26 protein-coding genes are annotated in these 21,866 nt (G+C 67.5%); 14 read left to right on the top strand and 12 right to left on the bottom strand.

Features of this window, described 5'->3' with window-relative positions; all coding sequences use genetic code 11:
- Positions 1-450: a response regulator gene (locus U1872_RS12140; protein ID WP_332793150.1), complete on the top strand. Its 450-nt coding sequence runs from the start codon at positions 1-3 to the stop codon at positions 448-450.
- The gene (locus U1872_RS12135) at positions 447-1,502 is read left to right on the top strand and encodes a sensor histidine kinase (RefSeq protein ID WP_332793149.1); all 1,056 of its coding nucleotides are present in this window, start codon (positions 447-449) and stop codon (positions 1,500-1,502) included. The genes U1872_RS12140 and U1872_RS12135 overlap by 4 nt, the downstream gene beginning before the upstream one ends.
- 23 nt (positions 1,503-1,525) lie before the next feature.
- Here the strand turns inward: U1872_RS12135 and ung are convergent, their stop codons facing one another.
- From ung to U1872_RS12105, 6 genes are all read right to left on the bottom strand, one after another.
- Positions 1,526-2,227, bottom strand: coding sequence for a uracil-DNA glycosylase (ung, locus tag U1872_RS12130; RefSeq protein ID WP_332793148.1), 702 nt, complete (start codon positions 2,225-2,227; stop codon positions 1,526-1,528).
- 7 nt (positions 2,228-2,234) lie between these two features.
- Positions 2,235-2,537, bottom strand: a complete 303-nt coding sequence (locus U1872_RS12125; RefSeq protein WP_332793147.1) for an alkylphosphonate utilization protein — start codon at positions 2,535-2,537, stop codon at positions 2,235-2,237.
- A 2-nt stretch (positions 2,538-2,539) separates the two neighbouring features.
- Positions 2,540-2,668: a hypothetical protein gene (locus U1872_RS12120; RefSeq protein WP_268249508.1), complete on the bottom strand. Its 129-nt coding sequence runs from the start codon at positions 2,666-2,668 to the stop codon at positions 2,540-2,542.
- A 193-nt stretch (positions 2,669-2,861) separates the two neighbouring features.
- Positions 2,862-4,328: a S41 family peptidase gene (locus tag U1872_RS12115; RefSeq protein WP_332793146.1), complete on the bottom strand. Its 1,467-nt coding sequence runs from the start codon at positions 4,326-4,328 to the stop codon at positions 2,862-2,864.
- Positions 4,329-4,725: 397 nt separating this feature from the next.
- Positions 4,726-4,938 (bottom strand): hypothetical protein, encoded by a 213-nt coding sequence (locus tag U1872_RS12110; RefSeq protein ID WP_332793145.1) that lies wholly within the window; start codon positions 4,936-4,938, stop codon positions 4,726-4,728.
- A complete protein-coding gene (locus U1872_RS12105) occupies positions 4,905-5,735 on the bottom strand; it encodes a GGDEF domain-containing protein (RefSeq protein WP_332793144.1) in 831 nt (276 codons plus the stop codon). Before U1872_RS12105 ends, U1872_RS12110 begins: the two co-directional genes overlap by 34 nt.
- A gap of 237 nt (positions 5,736-5,972) precedes the next feature.
- Here U1872_RS12105 and hisN point away from each other — a divergent pair, with 237 nt between their 5' ends.
- From hisN to U1872_RS12065, 8 genes are all read left to right on the top strand, one after another.
- Positions 5,973-6,755 carry a histidinol-phosphatase gene (hisN, locus tag U1872_RS12100; RefSeq protein WP_332793143.1) on the top strand — a complete coding sequence of 261 codons (783 nt, stop codon included), beginning with the start codon at positions 5,973-5,975 and terminating at the stop codon, positions 6,753-6,755.
- Between the two features lie 38 nt (positions 6,756-6,793).
- Positions 6,794-7,132 (top strand): ribosomal maturation YjgA family protein, encoded by a 339-nt coding sequence (locus U1872_RS12095; RefSeq protein ID WP_332793142.1) that lies wholly within the window; start codon positions 6,794-6,796, stop codon positions 7,130-7,132.
- 124 nt (positions 7,133-7,256) lie between these two features.
- Positions 7,257-7,460, top strand: coding sequence for a 50S ribosomal protein L35 (gene rpmI / locus U1872_RS12090; RefSeq protein WP_010184218.1), 204 nt, complete (start codon positions 7,257-7,259; stop codon positions 7,458-7,460).
- A gap of 17 nt (positions 7,461-7,477) precedes the next feature.
- Positions 7,478-7,843 carry a 50S ribosomal protein L20 gene (gene rplT, locus U1872_RS12085; RefSeq protein WP_133191094.1) on the top strand — a complete coding sequence of 122 codons (366 nt, stop codon included), beginning with the start codon at positions 7,478-7,480 and terminating at the stop codon, positions 7,841-7,843.
- Positions 7,844-8,017: 174 nt separating this feature from the next.
- On the top strand, positions 8,018-9,094 hold the full coding sequence (gene pheS, locus U1872_RS12080; protein WP_332793141.1) for a phenylalanine--tRNA ligase subunit alpha: 1,077 nt from the start codon (positions 8,018-8,020) through the stop codon (positions 9,092-9,094).
- Entirely contained in the window at positions 9,091-11,454 is a 2,364-nt protein-coding gene (gene pheT, locus U1872_RS12075; protein ID WP_332793140.1) for a phenylalanine--tRNA ligase subunit beta, read from the top strand. Before pheS ends, pheT begins: the two co-directional genes overlap by 4 nt.
- A gap of 149 nt (positions 11,455-11,603) precedes the next feature.
- A complete protein-coding gene (locus tag U1872_RS12070) occupies positions 11,604-12,491 on the top strand; it encodes an aldose 1-epimerase family protein (protein ID WP_332793139.1) in 888 nt (295 codons plus the stop codon).
- Positions 12,492-12,508: 17 nt separating this feature from the next.
- Positions 12,509-14,080, top strand: coding sequence for a peptide chain release factor 3 (locus U1872_RS12065; RefSeq protein ID WP_332793138.1), 1,572 nt, complete (start codon positions 12,509-12,511; stop codon positions 14,078-14,080).
- Here U1872_RS12065 and U1872_RS12060 read toward each other — a convergent pair.
- The 5 genes from U1872_RS12060 to rpmF form a co-directional block, all read right to left on the bottom strand.
- The gene (locus U1872_RS12060; RefSeq protein WP_332793137.1) at positions 14,077-14,475 is read right to left on the bottom strand and encodes a MerR family transcriptional regulator; all 399 of its coding nucleotides are present in this window, start codon (positions 14,473-14,475) and stop codon (positions 14,077-14,079) included. The two genes, U1872_RS12065 and U1872_RS12060, sit on opposite strands and share 4 nt — an antisense overlap.
- Before the next feature lie 8 nt (positions 14,476-14,483).
- Complete coding sequence (locus tag U1872_RS12055) at positions 14,484-14,783, bottom strand: integration host factor subunit alpha (RefSeq protein ID WP_332793136.1); 300 nt, start codon at positions 14,781-14,783, stop codon at positions 14,484-14,486.
- Between the two features lie 94 nt (positions 14,784-14,877).
- On the bottom strand, positions 14,878-15,855 hold the full coding sequence (locus U1872_RS12050) for a beta-ketoacyl-ACP synthase III (RefSeq protein WP_332793629.1): 978 nt from the start codon (positions 15,853-15,855) through the stop codon (positions 14,878-14,880).
- An 8-nt stretch (positions 15,856-15,863) separates the two neighbouring features.
- Positions 15,864-16,895, bottom strand: coding sequence for a phosphate acyltransferase PlsX (plsX, locus tag U1872_RS12045; protein WP_332793135.1), 1,032 nt, complete (start codon positions 16,893-16,895; stop codon positions 15,864-15,866).
- Positions 16,896-16,936: 41 nt separating this feature from the next.
- Complete coding sequence (gene rpmF, locus U1872_RS12040) at positions 16,937-17,116, bottom strand: 50S ribosomal protein L32 (protein WP_176497702.1); 180 nt, start codon at positions 17,114-17,116, stop codon at positions 16,937-16,939.
- Between the two features lie 202 nt (positions 17,117-17,318).
- On the opposite strand from rpmF, the gene U1872_RS12035 reads away from it, so the two are divergent.
- Entirely contained in the window at positions 17,319-17,756 is a 438-nt protein-coding gene (locus U1872_RS12035; RefSeq protein ID WP_332793134.1) for an MAPEG family protein, read from the top strand.
- A gap of 3 nt (positions 17,757-17,759) precedes the next feature.
- Here the strand turns inward: U1872_RS12035 and U1872_RS12030 are convergent, their stop codons facing one another.
- Positions 17,760-18,431: an MBL fold metallo-hydrolase gene (locus tag U1872_RS12030; protein WP_332793133.1), complete on the bottom strand. Its 672-nt coding sequence runs from the start codon at positions 18,429-18,431 to the stop codon at positions 17,760-17,762.
- 80 nt (positions 18,432-18,511) lie between these two features.
- On the opposite strand from U1872_RS12030, the gene pabB reads away from it, so the two are divergent.
- The 3 genes from pabB to U1872_RS12015 all read left to right on the top strand — a co-directional run bounded on the left by pabB (position 18,512) and on the right by U1872_RS12015 (position 21,864).
- Positions 18,512-20,296 carry an aminodeoxychorismate synthase component I gene (gene pabB, locus U1872_RS12025; protein ID WP_332793132.1) on the top strand — a complete coding sequence of 595 codons (1,785 nt, stop codon included), beginning with the start codon at positions 18,512-18,514 and terminating at the stop codon, positions 20,294-20,296.
- Positions 20,297-20,349: 53 nt separating this feature from the next.
- On the top strand, positions 20,350-21,549 hold the full coding sequence (locus U1872_RS12020; RefSeq protein WP_332793131.1) for a pyridoxal phosphate-dependent aminotransferase: 1,200 nt from the start codon (positions 20,350-20,352) through the stop codon (positions 21,547-21,549).
- Between the two features lie 177 nt (positions 21,550-21,726).
- Positions 21,727-21,864, top strand: coding sequence for a hypothetical protein (locus tag U1872_RS12015; protein ID WP_332793130.1), 138 nt, complete (start codon positions 21,727-21,729; stop codon positions 21,862-21,864).
- The last annotated feature ends 2 nt before the right edge of the window (positions 21,865-21,866 follow it).

The raw sequence follows: 21,866 nt of genomic DNA, 5'->3' as shown, positions 1-21,866 counted from the left end.
ATGACCGACCACAAGAGCGTCAGCATCGTGATGATCGAGGACGATGAGGGGCATGCCCGCCTGATCGAGAAGAACATCCGGCGCGCAGGAATCCTCAACGCGATCACCCATTTCACCGATGGCACGACCGCGCTCGACTATCTGTTCAACAGCGACGAGGGGCCGCAGCATAACGGCCCGGCGCTGGTGCTGCTCGATCTCAACCTGCCCGACATGAGCGGGACCGACATTCTGGCGAAGATCAAGTCGGCTGACGGCCCGCTGCGCCGCACGCCGGTGGTGGTGTTGACGACCACCGACGACAAGGTCGAGATTCAGCGCTGCTACGATCTGGGCTGCAACGTCTACATCACCAAGCCGGTCAATTATGAGAGCTTCGCGCAGGCGATCCGCCAGCTCGGGCTGTTCCTGTCGGTGATCCAGGTGCCCGACCTCGAGCCCAAGGGATGAGCGAGACGGCCGGTCCTGCGGTCCTCTACATCGACGACGATGCCGGGTTGCGGCGGCTCGCGATGCGCACGCTCGCGCGCCACGGCTATCGGCTGACCGTCGCCGAGGGAGGCGCCGAGGGGATCGCGCTGGCGCAGGCCGCGCTTGCCGCGGGGCAGCCGTTCGACCTGATCGCGGTCGACCATTATATGCCGGGAATGGACGGGCTCGAGACGCTCGAGCGACTCCGCATCCTGCCGGGGATGCCGCCGGTGGTCTATGTCACCGGGTCCGAAGAGGGCCGCATCGCGGTCGCCGCGCTCAAATCGGGCGCGGCCGATTATGTCGTGAAGACCGTCGGCGCCGACTTCTTCGACTTGCTGGCGAGCGCGTTCGGCCAGGTGCTCGAACGCGCCGCGCTCGAGCGCGACAAGGCCGCGGCGGAGGACCAGCTGCGCGCGAGCAACGCCCGGCTCGAGGCGTTGCTGCGCGAGGTCAATCACCGCGTCGCCAACTCGCTGCAGATCGTCTCGGCGATGGTGCGGATGCAGTCGACCGCGCTCGCCGACGAAAGCGCGCGGCGTGCGCTCGAGGATACGCAGCGGCGGATCGCGGCGATCGCGCAGGTCCATCGCCGGCTCTACACCAGCAACGATGTCGAGCAGGTCGACATGCGCGAATATCTCGGCGCACTGGTCGACGAGCTGGGCGAGACCTGGTCGACGCCCGCCGCGCCGCGCCGGCTGTCGCTTGCCGCCGATCCAATTCGGCTGTCGACCGATCGCGCGGTGTCGCTCGGCGTGATCGTTACCGAGCTCGTCAGCAATGCCTGCAAATATGCCTATCCGGCGAGCGGCGGCGAAGTGCGCGTCTCGCTCGCGGGTGACGGTGACGGGCATTTCCGGCTCGCGGTCGAGGATGACGGCGTCGGCATGGTCGCCGATGCCGCGCCGCGCGGGACCGGGGTCGGCACCAAGCTGATCCGCGCGATGGCGCAGAGCCTGCAGAGCAATGTCGAATATGACACCGGCCGCGCGGGCGTGCGCGCGACGCTGCGCGCAGCGGTCGACTGACCCACACGCGTTAAGCACAGCCGTCAGGCGAGCGGCGGCAGCGCCCAGTCGATCGGCGCGCGGCCGTGCGCGACGAGGAAGGCATTGGCCTGCGAAAAGGGACGGCTGCCGAAGAAGCCCGCATAGGCCGACAACGGCGACGGGTGGACCGCCTTGAGCACGAGATGCCGCCCGCCCTCGCTGACGTCGCGCACGAAACGCGCCTTCTTCTGCGCATAGCTGCCCCACAGCAGGAACACCGTCGGTGCGTCGTTCGCGGCGACCTGCGCGATCACCGCGTCGGTGAAATCCTCCCACCCCTTGCCCTGATGCGATCCGGCAGCGCCCGCGCGAACGCTCAGCACCGCGTTGAGCAGCAGCACGCCCTGCCGCGCCCAAGGCTCGAGGAAGCCGTGGTCGGGCGGCGCGATGCCGAGATCGCTCGCCAGCTCCTTGTAGATGTTGCGCAGGCTCGGCGGGACTTTGACGCCGGGCAGGACGGAAAAGCTCAGCCCGTGCGCCTGCCCCGCGCCATGATAGGGATCCTGCCCGAGGATCACCACGCGCACCGCATCGAGCGGGGTCAGCGCGAGCGCGCGCAGCCGGTCGTCGGCGGCGGGGAACAGCGCGCCCCCGGCCGCCGCCTCGCGCTCGAGAAACTGCTCCAGCGCGACCATCGACGGCGCGGCGAGCGCATCGCGCAACGCCGCGCGCCAGCTCGGATCGAGCATCGTGGCGTCGATCATCGCCGGCTCAGCGCTTGCGGACGAACTCGGCCCGCAGCACCAGGCCCTTGATCCCGTCGTAGCGGCAGTCGATTTCCTGCGCGTCGCCGGTCAACCGGATCGATTTGATCAGCGTGCCGCGCTTGAGCGTCTGCCCGGCGCCCTTGACGGTGAGGTCCTTGATCAGCGTGACCTGATCGCCATCCGCCAGGATGTTGCCGACCGAATCGCGCACGACGACGCTCTCGTCGTCGGTCGCGACCGCAGCCCCGGCGGCAGCGACCCACTCGCCGCTCGCCTCGTCATACACATAGCTGTCTGTTTCGCTCATGATCAGCTCTTGATCGTGACCATCGGGACCGGCTGGCCCTTGCTGGTCGGGTTCGAGGCATTGGCCTTGGGCGCCTTCTCGGCCTTGGGCTTGCGCACTTCCTTGTTCGATTTCTTCTGGCTCTTGGCCATGATCGTTCCTGACCGGGGCGGAAGGCCCCGCACCCCTCTAGCCGGAATGCCCGTCGGCGTCCGCATCAAAGCGCGCGGGCGGATTGAGCGAGGTTAACGCGATTTTATTCACGCGGGCGGCAACCTCTAAGCGGCAAGGCCGTTCATGCAGCACGCCGGACGTGCCCCCCTTCGCGTCCGGCGAACCCCCTCCTCAAAATGCGCCCGGGACCTCGCGTTGCACCGTGTCCGGATGGTCGGGCGTCAGCAGTTCGAGCGGCCTCGACGGCGCGCCGGCGCGGAGCGAGCGCGCCGACGACGATGCCGCGACCGTGCCTGCGATCGGCGTGCAGCTGCGCCCGGCGATGAAATCGAGCGCGGCGCGCGTCGAGCTTTCGAGCGGGCTGCCAAGCGGATGGGTGAGATCGTCGCCCGCCTGGCAACTCGCCGGCACGATGCTGGCAAGCCCGTCATAATAGGCCCCCTGCCGATCGGCATTCTGCAGCGCGAAGGCGATCACACGCAGCCGATCGTCGCATTGTGCCCGGTCGAGCGCGATCTGGCCGACCGGCTTGCCAAAGGTATTGGTGCCGATCAGCCCGGCATTGGCGCGCAGATACGGAATCTGCGCCGCGATCACGAGCTCGCTCGCCGAGGCGGTGCTGGTCGTCCCAATGAAGGCGACCCGCGTCGGCGCGATCGATTCGGGCTGCGGCACGAAGAAGGCGGTGGTGTTGTTCGACGACTTCTCGGGCCGGAAGGTCATGTAGTCGATAACGTTGGCGGTCGATCGGTTGGCGCCGAGCAAATTGCTCATCAACTCGGCGATCGAGACCAGCCCGCCGCCATTGTAGCGCATGTCGACGATGACGTTCGTCACACCGGCCGCGCGGAACGATGCGAAGGCGGAGCGCAACGCGGGGTCTGCGGTCGAGATGAAGGTGCGCAGGTTGAGATAGCCGACTTTCTGTCCGGCATCGGTGAGGATCTGTGCGCCGTAGCGAATCGACACCGGGGCCAGCGCATAGTCGGCCTTGCTGAGCGTGACATCGCGTGTCCCGGAAGCGTCGGTCACGCGCAGCACGCGCAGCGTGCCGGTCGTGCTCGGCCCGAGCGCATCGGTCACCCCGGCGCCGCCTTGTGCCGCGATGATCGAAGCGACCGTTCGCAGATCGTTCGCGCTGGTGCCGATCGCGATGATCTCGGCGCCGCGGTCGACCCCGTTGTTGAGCGCGGAGGTGCCCTCGAAGCTTTCGGCGACGAACGCGCGGCGTGCGGTTGCGTCGATCGACAGGCGGAAGCCGAAGCCTGCGCTGGATCCGCTGGCGTAGAAGGCGTCTTCCCCGGCGATCGAGGTGAGATAGGTGAAGAAGCGATCCTTGCGCTGCGCGCGTGCGGTCGCTGTCAGGGCATCGATATAGGCAGAAACGCTGGTGTAGGGCGTCGGATCGAGCGTGGCGGGCAAGGTGTCGGGGAAGAGGTACCATTCGCGCAGCTGCGCAGCGGCCCAATCCTGGCGATCGCGCAGTGTACAACTCGCGACGCTGGTCGCGCTGGCGCTTGGCGCGGGCGTCGGCGTTGTCGCCGTCGGGGTCGATCCACTCGTTCCCCCGCCTCCACCACTACAGCCGGTCAGCACCATGGCCAACGCAAGGACGGTCGAAAGACGCGATCGGAACATACACACTCTCCGACCCGCAGCCTAAGCGGAGTTGGAGCGTTTGTCAGCGGAACATTGCAGTGCCTTTTTAAGCGATTGGGGCCGTCTCGGCGCGCCAGCGGTTACCCGCTCCGATCAGGCGATCGGAGCGAGCGAGACGGCGGTCGAGGCCAGCACGGCGGTGAGGGCGAGCGCAGCGACGAGCGAGACGGCGACGCGCTGGAGCGATTCGAAGTTGAGCGACATGAGACTGTTCCCTTTGCTATCTGGCGATCCGGACCATCCGGCCGCCGATACAAAGAGTTCTGCAGAGACCGTGCCAGTTTTCTAATATACTGTTTTATAGGGATATTCTACCGCTTCACCGACTGACGCCGACTAGCGATCGGCACATCGCACCAAAAGTCGGTAATTTTTGCTATGCGGCGCACATCCGGTTGCGACCGGCATCCTTGGCCGCATAGAGCAGCTTGTCGGCACGGCCGAACACCGACCCGAGCAACTCGCCCGGAACCGCCGGCGAAAGGCCGGCCGAGAAGGTTACCGCACCGAGCGGCACATCGCTTTCGCGCAGACGATAGCGTTTGGCCGCGACAGTCAGCCGCGCTGCCTCGAGCGTCGCCTGCGCCATCGCGAGATCCATGTCGATGAACAGGATGACGAACTCCTCGCCGCCATAGCGCCGACGAAGTGCCCCGGGCACGCCTCCTGCAACGCGCTGGCGATCGCCTTGAGTACACGGTCGCCGACCGAATGGCCGAACTGATCGTTGACGCGCTTGAAGCGATCGACATCGCACACCGCCAAACACAGCGGAACCGGGGCGGTACTGTGCCGGGCAAAGGCCTCTTCGAACGCGCGCCGATTGGGCAAGCCGGTAAGCGGATCGCGGCGCGCATCGCCGCGCGCCTCCTCGAGCTTGGCCCGCAGCTGCTCGGCCTCGCTATTGGCCTCCTGCAACCGCGCTTCGGCCGCCTGCACCCGACTGAGCATGACCGAGGTCAGGCGCGCCAGCTCGTCGCTGCTCTGGCCACCGCGCAGCGCATCGGCACTGGCGGCGAGATCGCGCCCGAAGCCCTCGGTCTCCGCGCGCATCGAGCGAACCATGTCGTTGAAGCCTTCGACCTGCATCTGCGTCTGCGCGACGAGGCCGTCGGACAGCGTCGCCACGTAACTTGCCTCCGAGGTCGGCACCGTGCCGCCGAGCATCTGGATGTCGCGCGCGGTCAGGCGGATCCCGCCCTCCGTCAGTGCCGCGACCGAGCGCGCCAGCGCGCCCTCTGGCTGGCATATGACGTCGTGCGCGAACGCGTAATGCGCCGGATCCGCACTCAGCCGGTGCAGCGCGAGAAATGCGCGGATGCGGTCGAAGACCTGCTCGAGACGGTGCTCGACCGCAACCAGCCGTGTCTCGCTTGCCAGCTCCATCGACTCCCAGTCCCTCAATACCTGCTACAAGCGCTGCAGGCCCTGCTGCGCGCTTGCATCGCTGAGCTACGACGAAACTGCTAAATTTGGGTGACCGCCCGCGCAGAAAAGCGACGCGGGGCCGGTCGGGGCAGAAACGGGATACCCATAGTGGCGGAGTGAAGCGCCCCCCCCCAAACTGCCGACGACGACACGCGCGGGCTGGCGAAACGCGGCCGGCGGCTCTAGGCACAGGCGATGCGCGTCACCGACACCGATCTTGCCCTTGCCGCCGCCCTTGCCGATGCGGCGGGCGCGGCGATCCGCCCCTTTTACCGCAGCGAGTACGGACTTGAGGCGAAGGACGATGCCTCGCCCGTGACGCTCGCCGATCGCGCCGCCGAGGGGGCGATGCGCGCGCTGATCGAGCGCGCCTTTCCTGCCGACGCGATCATCGGCGAGGAATATGGCGTCAAGGAGGGCACCAGCGGTCGCGCCTGGGTGCTCGACCCGATCGACGGGACGCGCGCCTTCATTTCAGGGCGGCCGATTTTCGGTACGCTGATCGCCTTGGTGATCGAGGGCTGGCCGATGATGGGGGTGATCGACCAGCCGATCCTGCGCGAGCGCTGGACCGGGGTGATGGGCAAGCCGACGCTGTTCAACGGCAAGCCCGCTGCGACGCGGCGCTGCGCCGATCTCGGCAAGGCGTTGCTCGCGACGACCTCGCCCGCTCTGTTCGATGATTCGCAACTCCATGCCTTCGAGCATCTCGACGGCGCGGTGATGAGCACGGTGCTCGGCGGCGATTGCTACAATTATGGCTGCGTCGCGAGCGGCTGGCTCGACGTGGTGGTCGAGGCGCAGTTGAAGCTCCACGACTTCGCCGCCTTGGTCCCGGTGGTCGAGGGCGCGGGCGGGCGGATGTGCGACTGGCAGGGCGATCCGCTCACCGCCGATTCGGTCGGCGAGGTCGTCGCGGCGGGCGACCCGGCGCGGATCGAGGAAATTCTCGAGGCGCTCGCCTGCCGCGGGCATTGAGCGGGCAGCGCACGAGGTACGCGCTTGCCGCCCTCGTCGTGTTCGCGATCGAGGTGGTGATCGCGCTGTACCTGAACGACGCGGTGATCCGACCCTATCTCGGCGACAGCCTCGCGGTCGCCTTCGTCTATCTGCTGCTGCGCGCGGCGCTGCCGGTGCGGGCGCCACTCGCCGCTGGCGTGGCGTTCGCGATCGCCTGCGCGATCGAGGTAGGGCAGGCGTTCCACTTGGTCGATCGCATCGGCCTGGGGCACAGCCGGGTCGCGCGCGTGCTGTTCGGCACGCACTACGATCCCCGCGATTTCGTGGCCTATGCGATCGGGGCGGTCACCGTGCTGCTGGCGGAAGGCGCGATCGCCGCATATCGGCGGCGCTAGCGCAGCTTGCCTTTCGCGCGACTCTCCCGTATGCGCCGCTCCTCCTGCGAGTAAGAGGAACTGCCCGGCCGGTATGGGCTGCCGTGGCCGTTCATAGATCGTCGCATATTTGGAAAGGACGAAAATGCCCAAACTCAAGACGAAGAGCGGCGTCAAGAAGCGCTTCAAGCTCACCGCAACCGGCCTGCTGAAGCATGGCGTCGCCGGCAAGCGTCACCGACTGATGAGCCACAACAGCAAGTACATCCGTCAGAACCGCGGCACCAAGCTGCTGTCCAAGGCCGATACGGCAACCGTCAAGGCGTGGGCGCCTTACGGTCTCGGCTGAGCGGAAGGAATTAGAGAATGGCACGCGTAAAACGGGGTGTAACCACCCACGCAAAGCACAAGCGGATCCTCAATCTGGCGAAGGGCTATTATGGCCGTCGCAAGAACACGATCCGTATCGCCCGTCAGGCTGTCGAGAAGGCCGGCCAGTACGCTTATCGCGATCGCAAGGTTAAGAAGCGCAACTTCCGCGCGCTCTGGATCCAGCGCATCAACGCGGCTGTCCGCGTCGAGGGCCTCACCTATGGCGTGTTCATGCACGGCCTGAAGCTCGCCGGCGTCGAACTCGACCGCAAGGTCCTCGCCGATCTGGCGATGCACGAGGGTGCCGCGTTTAGCGTCATCATCGCGCAGGCAAAGGCGGCTCTGCCCCAGGCCGCCTAACGGCGACCTGTTGCGAGACAAGATCGGGGCGTCGGTGGCAACACCGGCGCCCTTTTTCTTTGCACGCGATCCCAACTCCCGTTCGGGCTGAGCTTGTCGAAGCCCTGTTCTTTCTTCTAACGCCAGCCTGACGAAGAGCGGTGCTTCGACAGGCTCAGCACGAACGGACAAGCGATGACCGACCTCGACCAGATAAAGACCGACCTGCTCGCCGCGATCGATGCGGCGGCGACGCTCGATGCGCTCGACGCGGTGCGGGTGCAGGGCCTCGGCAAGCAGGGCAGCGTGACCGCGCTGCTCAAGACGCTCGGCGGCATGTCGCCCGACGAGCGCCAGGTGCAGGGGCCGCGCATCCAGGGCTTGCGCGAGGCGGTCACGACCGCGATCACGACGCGCAAGGCTGCGCTCGACCGCGCCGAGCTCGACGCGCGGCTCGCCAGCGAGACGCTCGACATGACGCTTCCTGCTGAAGCGGCGCCGCACGGTTCGGTCCACCCGGTCAGCCAGGTGATGGACGAACTCGCCGAAATCTTCGCCGATCTGGGCTTCGCGGTCGCGACCGGTCCCGAGATCGAGGATCAGTGGCACAATTTCACCGCGCTCAATATGCCCGAGAGCCATCCGGCGCGCGCGATGCACGATACCTTCTATCTCAACGCTGCCGAGGGTGAAGAGGCCAAGGTCCTGCGCACGCACACCTCGCCGGTGCAGATCCGCACGATGATGAGCCAGGAGCCGCCGATCCGCATCATCGCGCCGGGCCGCGTCTATCGCTCGGACTGGGACGCGACGCACACGCCGATGTTCCACCAGATCGAGGGGCTGGTGATCGACAAGGGCATCACGCTCGGCCATCTCAAATGGACGCTCGAGACCTTCCTCAAGGCGTTCTTCGAGCGCGACGACATCGTGCTCCGGCTGCGCCCGAGCTATTTCCCCTTCACCGAGCCGTCGGCCGAGGTCGATGTCGGCTACACCACGGTCAAGGGCCGCCGTACGCTCGGCGGCTCGGAGGGTTGGATGGAGCTGCTCGGCAGTGGAATGGTCCATCCCAAGGTGATCGAGGCGTGCGGGCTCGATCCCAAGGAGTGGCAGGGCTTCGCCTTCGGGGTCGGGGTCGATCGGCTCGCGATGCTCAAATACGGGATGGACGATCTGCGGCCGTTCTTCGAGGGCGATGCGCGCTGGTTGAAGCATTACGGTTTCTCGGCACTCGACGTGCCCACGCTGAGCCAGGGAGTCGGCGCATGAAGGTCACCCGCGACTGGCTCAAGCAGCATATCGACACCGATGCATCGCTCGACACGATCGTCGAGACGCTGACCCGCATCGGCCTCGAGGTCGAAGGCGTCGAGAACCGCGGCGCGACACTCGCCGCGTTTAGGGTGGCCAAGGTGCTCAGCGCCGCGCCGCATCCGCAGGCGGACAAATTGCAGGTGCTCTCGGTCGACGCCGGGGACGGCCCGCTCCAGGTCGTCTGCGGCGCGCCCAATGCGCGCGCAGGCCTCGTCGGCGTGTTCGGCCCGTCAGGCGCGACGGTGCCGTCGAACGGCATGGTGCTCAAGGTCACCGCGATCCGCGGCGTCGAATCGAACGGCATGATGTGCTCGACGCGCGAGCTCGAGCTCGGCGAGGACCATGACGGCATCATCGAGCTTCCCGCCGATGCGCCGATCGGGATGGCCTATCCCGATTATGCCGGTCTCAATGACGCGGTGATCGACATCAACGTGCTCCCCAACCGGCCTGATTGCATGAGCGTGCGCGGGATCGCGATGGACCTGGTCGTCGCCGGGCTCGGCACGGCCAAGCCGCTCGCTTATGCGCCGGTCGAGGGCGTGGGCGAAGGCCCCGACGTGCGCACCGACGATGCGCAGGGCTGCCCCGCATTCTTCGCACAGAGCGTCAGCGGCCTCACCAATGGCGAGGCGCCCGAGTGGATGCGCCGCCGCCTCACCGCGATCGGCCAGCGGCCGATCTCGACGCTGGTCGACATCACCAATTACGTGATGTTCGACCTCGGTCGGCCGCTGCATGTCTATGACCGCGCTAAGCTCTCGGGCGGCTTGGTCGCGCGAAAGGCGACCGCAGGCGAACAGGTCGTCGCGCTCAACGGCAAGACCTATACGCTCGCCGAGACGATGACGGTGATCGCCGACGCGGCGCATGTCCACGACATCGGCGGCATCATGGGCGGCGAGGATTCGGGCGTTTCGGCCGAGACCACCGAGGTCATCATCGAATGCGCCTATTTCGACCCCGAGCGCATCGCGCGCACCGGCCAGGCGCTCATGCTGACCTCGGACGCGCGTTCGCGCTTCGAGCGTGGCGTCGATCCGGCGTTTCTCGAAGAAGGCCTCGCGATCGCGACGCGGCTGGTGCTCGATCTGTGCGGCGGCAGCGCCAGCGCGCCGACCTATTCGGGTGGGCCGCCGCTGGAGCGGAAGCGGATCGCCTATGATCCGGCGCTCGCCGAAACGCTCGGCGGTCTCGCCGTTGCCGAGGATCGCCAGCGCGCGATCCTGACGGCGCTCGGCTTCACCGTCGAGGCCGACTGGACCGTGCTCCCGCCGCCAGCGCGCCGCGACGTCGATGGCCCCGCCGATCTGGTCGAGGAAATCATCCGCATCGAGGGGATCGACTCGGTCGCCCCCGTCCCGCTCCCGCGCGCGGCCGGTGTCGCCAAGCCGACCGCAACCCCCGAGCAGCGCCTCGAGAGCCGTGCGCGCCGCGCGGCCGCCGCGCGTGGGCTAAACGAGACGCTGACCTGGAGCTTCCTCTCGGACGCGCAGGCGACCGCGATCGGTGGCGGCGCCTGGACGCTCGCCAACCCGATCAGCGAGGAGCTGAAGGTTATGCGCCCCTCGCTGCTGCCCGGTCTCTTCTCGGCGGCCGAGCGCAACATGAAGCGCGGTGCTGCGGGCGTTCGGCTGTTCGAGATCGGTCGCCGCTATTTGGCAGGTGGCGAGCATCCGACGCTCGGCGTCGTCCTCGCCGGCGAAAATCGCGCGCGCGGCTGGCAGGAGGGCAAGGCGAAAGCGTTCGACGCGTTCGACGCCAAGGCCGAGGCACTCGCCTTGCTCGCCGCGATCGGCGCGCCGGTCGAGAATCTGCAGGTGATGGGGGATGCGGGCGAAGCGTGGCATCCGGGCCAGTCGGGTACGCTCCGGCTCGGGCCGAAGACCGTGCTCGCGGCGTTCGGCATGGTCCATCCGCTGACGCTGCGCGCGTTCGATCTCGACGGCCCGGTCGCGGCGGTCGAGCTGTATCTCGATGCGCTTCCCGCCAAGCGCTCGACCGGCTTCGCGCGCGCGGCCTATGCCCCGCCGGCGTTGCAGGCGGTGCGGCGCGACTTCGCCTTCCTCGTCCCCGAGACGCTCGCCGCCGAGGCGCTGGTGCGCGCGGTCAAGGGTGCGGACAAGGCGAGCATCGTCGCGGCGCGGCTGTTCGACGTCTTCACCGGGACAGGTGTCGAGCCGGGGCATAAGAGCCTCGGCGTCGAAGTGACGTTGCAGCCGGGCGAGAAGAGCTTTGCCGAAGCCGATCTGAAGGCGACTGCCGACAAGGTGGTGGCCGCCGCCGCCAAGCTCGGCGCGAGCTTGCGCGGCTGAACCTATTGCTCCGCCGTCACCCCGGTCTTGTGCCGGGGTCCACCGCCGTCCGAACATTTCGGCTGCTGCGTTAGCGGCACGGTGGACCCCGGGACGAGCCCGGGGTGACGGTGGAAGGTCTATCTTCTGTCTCATCAAGGATGCTGTCGATGCCTGAAGCTGCCCTGATCGAAATCGGCTCGGCCGAACTCTCCGCCGCGATCAACCCCTACGGCGCTGAGCTCACGCATCTCCGCGACGCCGATGGTCGCGAACTGATGACCGACGCCGACCCGGCCTTCTGGACCGGCCATGCGCCGATCCTGTTCCCGATCGTCGGCGCGCTCAACGACGACACGCTCCGCCTCGATGGCGAGAGCTACACGATGGGCAAGCACGGCTTCGCGCGGCGGAGCACCTTCGCGGTCGTCGAGCAGAGCGCGACCCGCGCGGTGTTCCTGCTCGACGACAGCGCCGAGACGCGCGCCGTCTATCCGCGCGCCTTCGCGCTGCGGCTCACCTTTTCGATCGACGGCGCGACGCTGTCGATCACCGCCGAGATCGAAAATCGCGAGACCGAGCGCACCCTGCCGGCAAGCTTCGGCTTCCACCCCGCCTTCGCCTGGCCGCTGCCCTATGGCGAATCGCGCGCCGAGCACCGCATCGTCTTCGCCGCCGACGAGCCCGAGCCCTTGCGTGAACTCACCCCCGGCGGGCTGATCACCGCGCAGGAGCGCCCCTCACCGCTCGACGCCGATCGCACGCTGCACTTGCGCGACGACCTCTTCGCCGACGACGCGCTGATCTGGGATGGCGTCCGCGCGCAGAGCGTGCGCTATGGCGCCGAGACCGGCCCGCAACTCCGCGTCGATTTCCCCGATACGCCGATGCTCGGCATATGGACCAAGCCCGGCGCGGCGTACATCTGCATCGAGCCGTGGCACGGCATCGCCGACCCCGAGGGCTTCACCGGCGACTTCACCGCCAAGCCCGGCGTGTTCGCGCTCGCACCCGCGAAAACGAAGACCATCGCGATCCACGTGACGCTGGAGCCGTAAACCGCTATCGCGCGCAGATGAATCACACGTCCGACCGCCGCACCTTCGCGATCATCTCCCACCCCGACGCCGGCAAGACCACGCTGACCGAAAAGCTCCTGCTGTTCGGCGGCGCGATCCATCTGGCCGGTGAGGTCAAAGCGCGCGGGCAGAACCGCCGTGCGAGATCGGACTGGATGAAGATCGAGCAGCAGCGCGGCATCTCGGTCACCTCGTCGGTGATGACCTTCGAGCGGAATGGCCTCACCTTCAACCTGCTGGATACGCCGGGCCACGAGGACTTTTCGGAGGACACCTATCGCACGCTGACCGCGGTCGATTCGGCCGTCATGGTGATCGACGCCGCGCGCGGTATCGAGGCGCAGACGCGGAAGCTGTTCGAGGTGTGCCGGCTGCGCTCGGTGCCGATCATTACCTTCGTCAACAAGGTCGACCGTGAGGGTCGCCCGCCGTTCGACCTGCTCGACGAGATTGCCGAGATGCTCCAGCTCGATGTCACGCCGATGAGCTGGCCGGTCGGCATGGGCAGCGATTTCGAGGGCGTCTACGATCTCCACGCCAACAGCCTGAGCCAGCCCGAGGGGCCGAGCCGCGAGTTCATGGGCAAGGCGCTGAGCTTCACCGGGCTCGACGATCCCGAGCTCGCCAAGACGCTGAGCCCGGCGGGCCTGAAGCTGCTCCAGGACGAATCCGAGCTCGCGCTCGGCGGTTATGGCGCGTTCGATGTCGAGGCGTATCGCGGCGGCGACCAGACGCCGGTCTATTTCGGATCGGCGCTCAAGGAATTCGGCGTTGCAGAGCTGATCGATGCGCTCGGCCGCCACGCGCCGGGTCCGCGCCCGCAGCCGGCCGAGCCCGCCGAGGTGCTACCCGAGCGTGCCGACGTCACCGGCTTCGTGTTCAAGGTCCAGGCCAATATGGACCCCAACCATCGCGACCGCATCGCCTTCATGCGGCTGTGCTCGGGCACCTTCAAGCGCGGCATGAAGCTGACGCCAACGGGGCACGGCAAGCCGATCGCGATCCACTCGCCGATCCTGTTCTTCGCACGCGAGCGCGAGCTCGCCGACGAGGCGTTCCCGGGCGACATCATCGGCATCCCCAACCACGGGACGCTGCGGGTCGGGGACACGCTGTCCGAGCGCGCCGACGTGCGCTTCACCGGGCTGCCGAACTTCGCGCCCGAAATCCTGCGGCGCGTTGCGCTGAAGGACCCGACCAAGACCAAGCAGTTGCGCAAAGCGCTCGACGACATGGCCGAGGAGGGGGTGACGCAGGTCTTCTATCCCGAGATCGGTTCGAACTGGATCATCGGCGTGGTCGGGCAGCTCCAGCTCGAGGTGCTGCTCAGTCGGCTCGAGGCCGAGTATAAGGTCGATGCGGGGCTGGAGATGGCGCCGTACGACACCGCACGCTGGGTTTCGGCGGCGGATCCGGCTGACCTCAAGGCGTTCATGGACCTCAACCGTACGGCGATGGCGAAGGACCGCGACAACAATCCGGTCTATCTGGCGAAGACCGCGTGGGACGTCGGCTATGTCGCCGACCGCTATCCCAAGGTGAAGTTTGCGGCGACGCGCGAGCGCTAGCCGCCGCGCGAATCGTCGGCCAGCGCGGCGGCGAGCCGATCGCGCACCGCGACGATCGCCGCGCTCGAATCGGCCGCGCCCATTGCAGGGGACACGGCACGCTTGCCTTCGGCCAACAGCGCCTGCTGGACGCCGCGGATCGTGTAGCCGTCCTGCGAGAGCAGCTTGGCGATGCGGTGAACCAGCGCGACGTCCTCGGGCCGGTAATAGCGACGGTTGCCGGCGCGCTGGAGCGGGCGCAATTGCGGGAAGCGCGTTTCCCAATAGCGCAGGATATGCTGCGCCAGGCCGGTCTCGCGCGCCAGCTCGCCGATCGTGCGATACGCGCCCGCGGCTTTGTCAGAGCCGGCGTCCGCCGCGGACGGCGAGCCCGGTTCCTCGGGCTTCACCGCCACGGCACTGCTCAGTCGGCTTCGACGATGCGGTCGCGCATCATCTGGCTGGCGCGGAAGGTGAGCACGCGGCGCGGAGCGATCGGCACTTCGATGCCCGTCTTCGGGTTGCGGCCGACGCGCTCACCCTTGTCGCGCAGCACGAAGGTGCCGAAGCCGGAGATCTTGACGTTGTCACCCTTGGCCAGCGCGTTGCACATGTGGCCCAGGATCTGTTCGACCATCTTCGACGAATCGGTTCGGGACAGCCCGACCTGATGGTGGAGTGCTTCCGCCAGGTCCGCGCGCGTCAGTGTCCCCGCAGTCGTCATTCGCTACCCTTCCTCAAATATGGCCGTTTCGGTCATGTTACCACAAGCTCCCTAACTAGGGAAAGCGCTTACTTTCAGACCGTAACCTCAATTTTCAGAAGCGTACCACCGCGGCACCCCAAGTAAACCCGCCGCCCATCGCTTCGAGTACCAGCAGGTCGCCCTGCTTGATCCGCCCGTCCTTGACAGCGGTGTCGAGCGCGAGCGGGACCGACGCAGCCGAGGTATTGGCGTGCTGGTCGACCGTCACGACGACGCGTTCGGGAGCGAGGTGAAGCTTGCGGGCGGTCGCATCGAGGATACGGGCATTGGCTTGGTGTGGCACCACCCAGTCGACGTCGGCGGCGGTCAGCCCGGCGCGCCCGAGCGTCTCGGTCATCACCGCGGCGAGATTGACGACGGCGTGGCGGAAAACCTCGCGGCCCTTCATCCGGACCTTGCCGACGGTCCCGGTGGTCGAGGGGCCACCATCGACATAGAGCAATTCGTTGTGGCGCCCGTCGGCATGGAGCTTGGTCGCGAGGATGCCGCGCCCGGAGGGATCGGCCGAATCGATCTCCTGCGCCTCGAGCACGACCGCGCCCGCGCCGTCGCCGAACAGCACGCAGGTCGCGCGATCCTCCCAGTCGAGAATGCGGCTGAAGGTCTCCGCGCCGATCACCAGCGCGCGCGTAGCGACACCCGAACGGATCATGCTGTCGGCGACTTGGAGCGCGTAGAGGAAGCCCGAGCACACCGCGGCGACGTCGAAGGCGACGCAATCGTCGATGCTGAGCATCGCCTGCACCTTGGTCGCGCTCGACGGGAAGGTCTGGTCGGGGGTCGCGGTCGCCAGTACGATCAGGTCGATCGCCTGCGCCGAGATGCCCGCCGCGCCGAGTGCCGCGCGGCATGCATCGGCGGCGAGCGTTGCGGTCGTCTCGTCGGGGCCGGCAATGTGGCGGAAGCGGATGCCGGTGCGCTCGACGATCCATTCGTCCGACGTGTCGACGGTCTCGGCCAGTTCGGCGTTCGACACGCGGCGCGCGGGCAAGGCCGAGCCGGTGCCGATGATGACGCTACGCAAGGACATGTGGGGCATTACGCTGCCTTCTGTTCGAACGCGCCCAGATCCTGCGCGATTCGCCGGGTCAGATCGTCGCGCACCATCTTTGCCGCGGCGGCGATCGCGGTACACACACCGATCTCGCTGGCGCCGCCATGGCTCTTCACGACGAGCCCGTTGAGCCCGAGGAAGACCGCGCCATTGTGATTGTTGGGGTCGAGATGGTGGCGCAGCAGATCGGTCGCGGGCTTCGAGATCAGGAAGCCGATCTTCGAGCGGGTCGAGGATTGGAACGCGCGCTTGAGCAGATCGGCGACGAAGCGCGCGGTGCCCTCGGCGGTCTTCAGCGCGATATTGCCCGAGAAACCGTCGCAGACGATCACGTCGACATCGCCGCGCGAGAGCTTGTCACCCTCGATGAAGCCAGTGAAATCGAGCGGCAGATGCGTCGCGGCGCGCAGCGCGGTGGCCGCGTCGCGAATCGTCTCGGTGCCCTTCTGGTCCTCGCTGCCGATGTTGAGCAAGGCGACGCGCGGACGCGCCAGATCGAGCGTGGTGCGCGCATAGGCTGCGCCCATCACGGCAAACTGGATGAGATTGCGCGAATCGCACTCGGTATTGGCACCAAGGTCGAGCACGACGGTGTCGTTCGGGCCGAGCGAGGGCATCAGCCCGGCGAGCGCGGGACGGTCGATCCCCGGGATCATCCGCAGCGACAGTTTCGACATCGCCATCAGCGCGCCGGTGTTCCCCGACGAGACGCACGCCGCGGCACGGCCCTGCTTGACCATGTCGATCGCGATTCCCATCGACGTGGTCTTGGCGCGACGAAGCGCCTGGCTCGGCTTGTCGCTCGAGCCGATCACGTCGGGGGCGTGGACGATTTCGGAATAGGCGGCCAGATTGGGATGGCGCTCGAGCCCCGCCGCAACCGCCGTTTCGTCACCGACGAGAATGAAGCGCATGTCTTCGAAGCGGCGGCGCGCACGCGCCACCCCGGCCAGCATCACGGCCAACCCTTCGTCGCCACCCATCGCATCGATCGCGATCCGGGAGCTGTTCGTCACGCTGGCCGCTCCCCGTTCACGTGTTCGAGCGATGCGCCGAATCAGCCTTCGACCGAGATGATCTCGCGGCCGTTATAGTGGCCGCACGACGGGCACAGATTGTGCGGACGCTTGAGCTCACCACAGTTCGGGCATTCCTGGAACGAGGCGACCGTCAGCGAATCGTGGCTGCGACGCATGCCGCGCTTGGACGGCGTGGTTTTTCTTTTGGGGACGGCCATTTCGGCGAAACCTTATTCTTGTCTGACAGGTGCGATATGCCCGAACCGGGCTCTCCACAACCAACGCCTGAGGTTGGCCGCGCAAGCGGCACCGATGCCAGACAAATCGCGAAGATGGCGGGCTATAGCGATTCTGCGCGGCGTTGCAAGCTTCGGGAATGAATGCCAGGGCCATCGCAACGACATTTATGGGGGAAGACCGATGGGCTCGATCATGCTGCCGATCACGCTGGTGACGGCCGGCGCCGCGGCGATCATCAATCTGTGGCTGGCGATGCGCACCGGCGCTGTCCGTACCAAGGCGAAGGTCAGCATCGGCGATGGCGGCAACGAACTGCTGATTCGCCGGATGCGCGCGCATGCCAATTTCGTCGAATATGCGCCCTTCATCGTGATGCTGATCGGCCTGATCGAATTCACCACCCGCTCGAGCATCTGGCTGTGGGTCGCGAGCGCACTGTTCCTGCTTGCCCGACTCGCGCACGCCTTCGGCATGGACGGCGTGCGATTCGGCCGCGAGGCGGGGACGGCGATCACCTTCCTGCTGCTGCTCGGCCTCGGCGGCTATGCCGTCACGCTCCCGTTCATCGCGCCGCCGACGCACAGCGTCCCCGCCGTCAGCGCGGCGCCGGCCGGCTGACGCTCAGGCGGCGAGCGCGGCGTCGCTGACGAACATGTTGGTGCGCCGCTCATGCGCCAAGTTGCTTGCCGGGCCGTGGCCGGGCAGGAAGACGGTATCGTCACCGAGCGGCCACAGCTTGGTGACGATCGATTCGATCAGCTGCGGATGGTTGCCGCGCGGAAAGTCGGTGCGTCCGACCGATCCGGCGAACAGCACGTCGCCGACGATCGCCAGCTGCGATGGCCCATGATGGAAGATGACATGGCCCGGCGTGTGACCGGGCGTCTCGTAGACGTCGAGCACGAGGTCGCCGACCGTTACCGTGTCGCCTTCGACCAACCAACGGTCTGGCTCGAAATTGACCCCCGGGATGCCATAGTCCGCGCCGCTCTCCGACAGGCTGCAGGTGAGGAAGCGGTCTTCCTCGTGCGGCCCCTCGATCGGCACGCCGAGCTGGTCGGCGAGCGGCTTGGCCTCGCCGCAATGGTCGATATGGCCGTGCGTCAGGATGATCTTCTCGACCGCCACGCCATGCTGCTGCGCCGCCGCGAGCAGCTTGGGCAGATCGCCACCGGGATCGACGAAGGCACCGCGCATCGTCGCGGTGCACCACAGCAAGGTGCAATTCTGCTGAAGCGGCGTGACCGGGATGATGGCGGCGCGCAGCGGCGGAACGGGGGGTTGGGTGCTCATATCGCCCGAGATACGGCGGGTGCCGCGGAAAACCAAGGGTTGCCCCCGACCGCCTCGCCGGGGCATCTGCGATTGAGCCTATGATTTCTCGCCTTTCCCCTCCCTACGTCCTGCTCGACGATGCCCGTGACGGCGCCGCGCCGGCGCGGCTCTATCGCGATCCGGTGCGGATCGTCGCCGCGCGGACACTCGTCGAGGTCGCCCCGGCACTCGAAGCGATCCGCGTCGCGCGCGACTCGGGGCTGCACGCCGCCGGGTTCCTCTCGTACGAAGCGGGTGCGGCGTTCGAACCGGCGCTCGGCTCCCCGCCGTTGGCGACGGGCGCGCCATTGCTGTGGTTCGGCCTGTTCGCGGGCTATGAGGAGATCGCGCCCGACATGGTGCCTGCGCTGCTGCCCGATCCGGCCGGCGCGTGGAGCGGTGCCCCCGCGCCCGCGATCGACCATGCCAGCTACGCCACGCAGTTCGCATCGGTGCAGGCGCACATCACCGCCGGTGATCTCTATCAGGCCAATCTCACCTTTCGCGGCGAGCTGCCGGTGCTGGGCGACTCGCGCGCACTCTACGCCCGGCTGCGCGCGACCGCTCGCGCGGGGTTTGGCGCGCTGATCGAGACCGGCGCCGAGACGATCCTGTCGCTCTCGCCCGAACTTTTCTTTGCGCTCGACGGCGAGACGCTGACCTGCCGCCCGATGAAAGGCACGGCCCGGCGCGGCGCAACGCCGACCGAGGATGCGCAGGCGATCGAAGCGCTCGCCACCGACCCCAAGCAGCGCGCCGAGAATCTGATGATCGTCGACCTGATGCGCAACGATCTCGCCCGCGTCGCGCGCGCCGGATCGGTCGCGGTGCCGCAGCTGTTCGCGGTCGAAAGCTATCCGACCGTCCACCAACTGGTCTCCACGGTCACCGCCCGGATCGCGCCCGACACCGATGCGGTCGACGTGCTGGCTGCGCTGTTCCCGTGCGGGTCGATCACCGGCGCGCCCAAGATCGCTGCGATGGCGGCGATCGCCGAGATCGAAGCCGCGCCGCGCGGGCTCTACACCGGCGCGATCGGGCGCTTCGATGCCGGGGGCGACGCGATGTTCAACGTCGCGATTCGCACGCTGACGCTGCCGCACGGCGCGCGCGCGGCGACCTTTGGCGCAGGCGGCGGCATCGTCGCCGATTCGCGCGTCGCCGAGGAATATGACGAAGCGCTGGCCAAGACCGCCTTCCTCGCCCCCAGCCCGCGCCATTTCGACCTGATCGAGACGATGGCGTTCGACCCCGAACAGGGGATCGTGCGACTCGACCTGCATCTGCAGCGCCTCTCGGCGAGCGCGACGGCGTTCGGGTTCGCGTTCGACCGGCACGGCGTGCGCAACGAACTGCAGGCGGCGACCTTCCGACTGCGAACCGCGCGCAAGGTCCGGTTGATGCTCGCCCCGAGCGGCGCAGTCGCAATCGAGGTCGCGCCGCTGCCCGCGCCGCACGAGGCCGCGATGACCGTCGCAATCGCCCCGCTGCCCGTGCCCCCCGCGGACATCCGGTTGCGCCACAAGACCAGCGACCGCGGCTTCTACGATTCCGCGCGGCGTGCCTGCGGGGCGGACGAAGTCGTCTTCGCGCGGCCCGACGGGCGGCTGACCGAAGGCAGCTTCACCTCGCTGTTCGTGCAACGCGGCGACGTGCTGGTGACCCCGCCGCTGGCCGACGGGCTGCTCCCCGGCATATTGCGCGCCGACCTGCTGGCGCGGGGCCTCGCAGTCGAGGGAGCAGTGTTTGCAGCCGATCTCGCGCAGGAATTTTTCATCGGCAATGCTCTGCGCGGACTGATTCGTGCGCGACTGGCGGTTGCGGGGGCGGCGTCGGCGCGATAAGCGCTCGCGCGACGCCATCGCCGCATCGCGGCATTTCCGCTAAGGTCTTTCTCATGCAGCCATCCGCCGCGCTCGCCCGCATCAAGCCTTCGCCCACGCTCGCGATCACTACGCGCGTGCAGGAACTGAAGCGCGCCGGCGTCGACGTGATCGGCCTCGGCGCGGGCGAGCCCGACTTCGACACGCCCGATTTCATCAAGGACGCCGCGATCCAGGCGATCCGCGACGGCAAGACCAAATATACCAATGTCGACGGCACGCCCGAGCTGAAGGCCGCGATCGTCGCCAAGTTCGCGCGCGACAACGGTCTGCACTACACGCCTGACCAGATCACGGTGAACGTCGGCGGCAAGCACACCTTGTTCAACGCGATGGTCGCGACGCTCGATGCCGGCGACGAAGTCGTCATCCCGGCGCCCTATTGGGTGAGCTACCCCGACGTCGTGCTGTTCGCGGGCGGCACCCCGGTGTTCGTCGCGGCGGGCGCATCGCAGGGCTACAAGCTGCTGCCCGAGCAGCTCGAGGCCGCGATCACCCCGCGCACGAAGTGGGTGATCCTCAACTCGCCGTCGAACCCGACCGGCGCCGCCTACAGCGCGGCCGAGCTCAAGGCGCTCGGCGACGTGCTCGAACGCCACCCGCACGTGTGGATCTTCGCCGACGATATGTACGAGCATATCCTCTATGACGGTTTCGAGTTCGCGACGATCGCGCAGGTCTGCCCGTCGCTCTACGAGCGCACGCTGACCGCCAATGGCTGCTCGAAGGCCTATGCGATGACCGGCTGGCGGATCGGCTATGCCGGTGGCGCCTCGTGGCTGATCAAGGCGATGGCCAAGCTCCAGTCGCAATCGACCAGCAACCCCTGCTCGATCGCCCAGGCCGCCGCGACCGGCGCGCTCAACGGCGACCAGAGCTTCCTCGCCGAGTGGGCGCGGGTGTTCCAGGGCCGCCGCGATCTCGTCGTGTCGATGCTCAACCAGGCGAGCGGCATCACCTGCCCGCGGCCGCAGGGTGCGTTCTACGTCTATCCCGAGCTGTCCGGGCTGATCGGCAAGTCGACGCCCGGGGGCAAGCTGATCGATACCGACGAGGCGTTCGTCGGCTATCTGCTCGACGACGCCAAGGTCGCGGCGGTGCAGGGCGCGGCGTTCGGCCTGTCGCCGGCGATGCGGATTTCCTACGCGACCTCGGACGCCTTGCTGACGCAGGCATGCGAGCGGATCCAGACCGCCTGCGCCGCGCTGCGCTAGGGTCGCTGGCGGCTCTCAACCCCGTTCTGGCTGGAACGGGGCACCGCGTACAACGCGCCAACAGTCAGTTTCTGTTAACGCTGGGTTGCCGATAGATCGCTTGCGAAACGACCCCGAGAAGCCGATTGCCGCGCTGCAGCGAATCGGCACGGGGCCGGACGCGAAAGGTCAGAAGCAATGCGTAGCGTCTTGAAGTCCGATTTCCTGTGGAAGTTCGTCGGTGGGTTCGCGCTCGGCGCGCTCGCGCTCGTCACGCTGCACCCGATGGAATCGGCGCACGCCGCGACGGCGAGCCACGTCGCCGCCGCACGCTGATC

Origin of the sequence: Parasphingomonas frigoris, from assembly GCF_036663815.1 — a bacterium.
GTDB lineage: Bacteria > Pseudomonadota > Alphaproteobacteria > Sphingomonadales > Sphingomonadaceae > Sphingomonas.
Note: the sequence above shows the minus strand (reverse complement) of the source record. Positions and strands in the feature narration are given on the sequence as shown.

Coding starts and splice junctions, on each gene's coding strand:
- U1872_RS12140 (WP_332793150.1), top strand. CDS start 1: ATGACCGACCACAAGAGCGTCAGCATCGTGATGATCGAGGACGATGAG.
- U1872_RS12135 (WP_332793149.1), top strand. CDS start 447: ATGAGCGAGACGGCCGGTCCTGCGGTCCTCTACATCGACGACGATGCC.
- ung (WP_332793148.1), bottom strand. CDS start 2,227: ATGATCGACGCCACGATGCTCGATCCGAGCTGGCGCGCGGCGTTGCGC.
- U1872_RS12125 (WP_332793147.1), bottom strand. CDS start 2,537: ATGAGCGAAACAGACAGCTATGTGTATGACGAGGCGAGCGGCGAGTGG.
- U1872_RS12120 (WP_268249508.1), bottom strand. CDS start 2,668: ATGGCCAAGAGCCAGAAGAAATCGAACAAGGAAGTGCGCAAGCCCAAG.
- U1872_RS12115 (WP_332793146.1), bottom strand. CDS start 4,328: ATGTTCCGATCGCGTCTTTCGACCGTCCTTGCGTTGGCCATGGTGCTG.
- U1872_RS12110 (WP_332793145.1), bottom strand. CDS start 4,938: ATGGCGCAGGCGACGCTCGAGGCAGCGCGGCTGACTGTCGCGGCCAAA.
- U1872_RS12105 (WP_332793144.1), bottom strand. CDS start 5,735: ATGGAGCTGGCAAGCGAGACACGGCTGGTTGCGGTCGAGCACCGTCTC.
- hisN (WP_332793143.1), top strand. CDS start 5,973: ATGCGCGTCACCGACACCGATCTTGCCCTTGCCGCCGCCCTTGCCGAT.
- rpmI (WP_010184218.1), top strand. CDS start 7,257: ATGCCCAAACTCAAGACGAAGAGCGGCGTCAAGAAGCGCTTCAAGCTC.
- rplT (WP_133191094.1), top strand. CDS start 7,478: ATGGCACGCGTAAAACGGGGTGTAACCACCCACGCAAAGCACAAGCGG.
- pheS (WP_332793141.1), top strand. CDS start 8,018: ATGACCGACCTCGACCAGATAAAGACCGACCTGCTCGCCGCGATCGAT.
- pheT (WP_332793140.1), top strand. CDS start 9,091: ATGAAGGTCACCCGCGACTGGCTCAAGCAGCATATCGACACCGATGCA.
- U1872_RS12070 (WP_332793139.1), top strand. CDS start 11,604: ATGCCTGAAGCTGCCCTGATCGAAATCGGCTCGGCCGAACTCTCCGCC.
- U1872_RS12065 (WP_332793138.1), top strand. CDS start 12,509: ATGAATCACACGTCCGACCGCCGCACCTTCGCGATCATCTCCCACCCC.
- U1872_RS12055 (WP_332793136.1), bottom strand. CDS start 14,783: ATGACGACTGCGGGGACACTGACGCGCGCGGACCTGGCGGAAGCACTC.
- U1872_RS12050 (WP_332793629.1), bottom strand. CDS start 15,855: ATGTCCTTGCGTAGCGTCATCATCGGCACCGGCTCGGCCTTGCCCGCG.
- rpmF (WP_176497702.1), bottom strand. CDS start 17,116: ATGGCCGTCCCCAAAAGAAAAACCACGCCGTCCAAGCGCGGCATGCGT.
- U1872_RS12035 (WP_332793134.1), top strand. CDS start 17,319: ATGGGCTCGATCATGCTGCCGATCACGCTGGTGACGGCCGGCGCCGCG.
- U1872_RS12030 (WP_332793133.1), bottom strand. CDS start 18,431: ATGAGCACCCAACCCCCCGTTCCGCCGCTGCGCGCCGCCATCATCCCG.
- pabB (WP_332793132.1), top strand. CDS start 18,512: ATGATTTCTCGCCTTTCCCCTCCCTACGTCCTGCTCGACGATGCCCGT.
- U1872_RS12020 (WP_332793131.1), top strand. CDS start 20,350: ATGCAGCCATCCGCCGCGCTCGCCCGCATCAAGCCTTCGCCCACGCTC.
- U1872_RS12015 (WP_332793130.1), top strand. CDS start 21,727: ATGCGTAGCGTCTTGAAGTCCGATTTCCTGTGGAAGTTCGTCGGTGGG.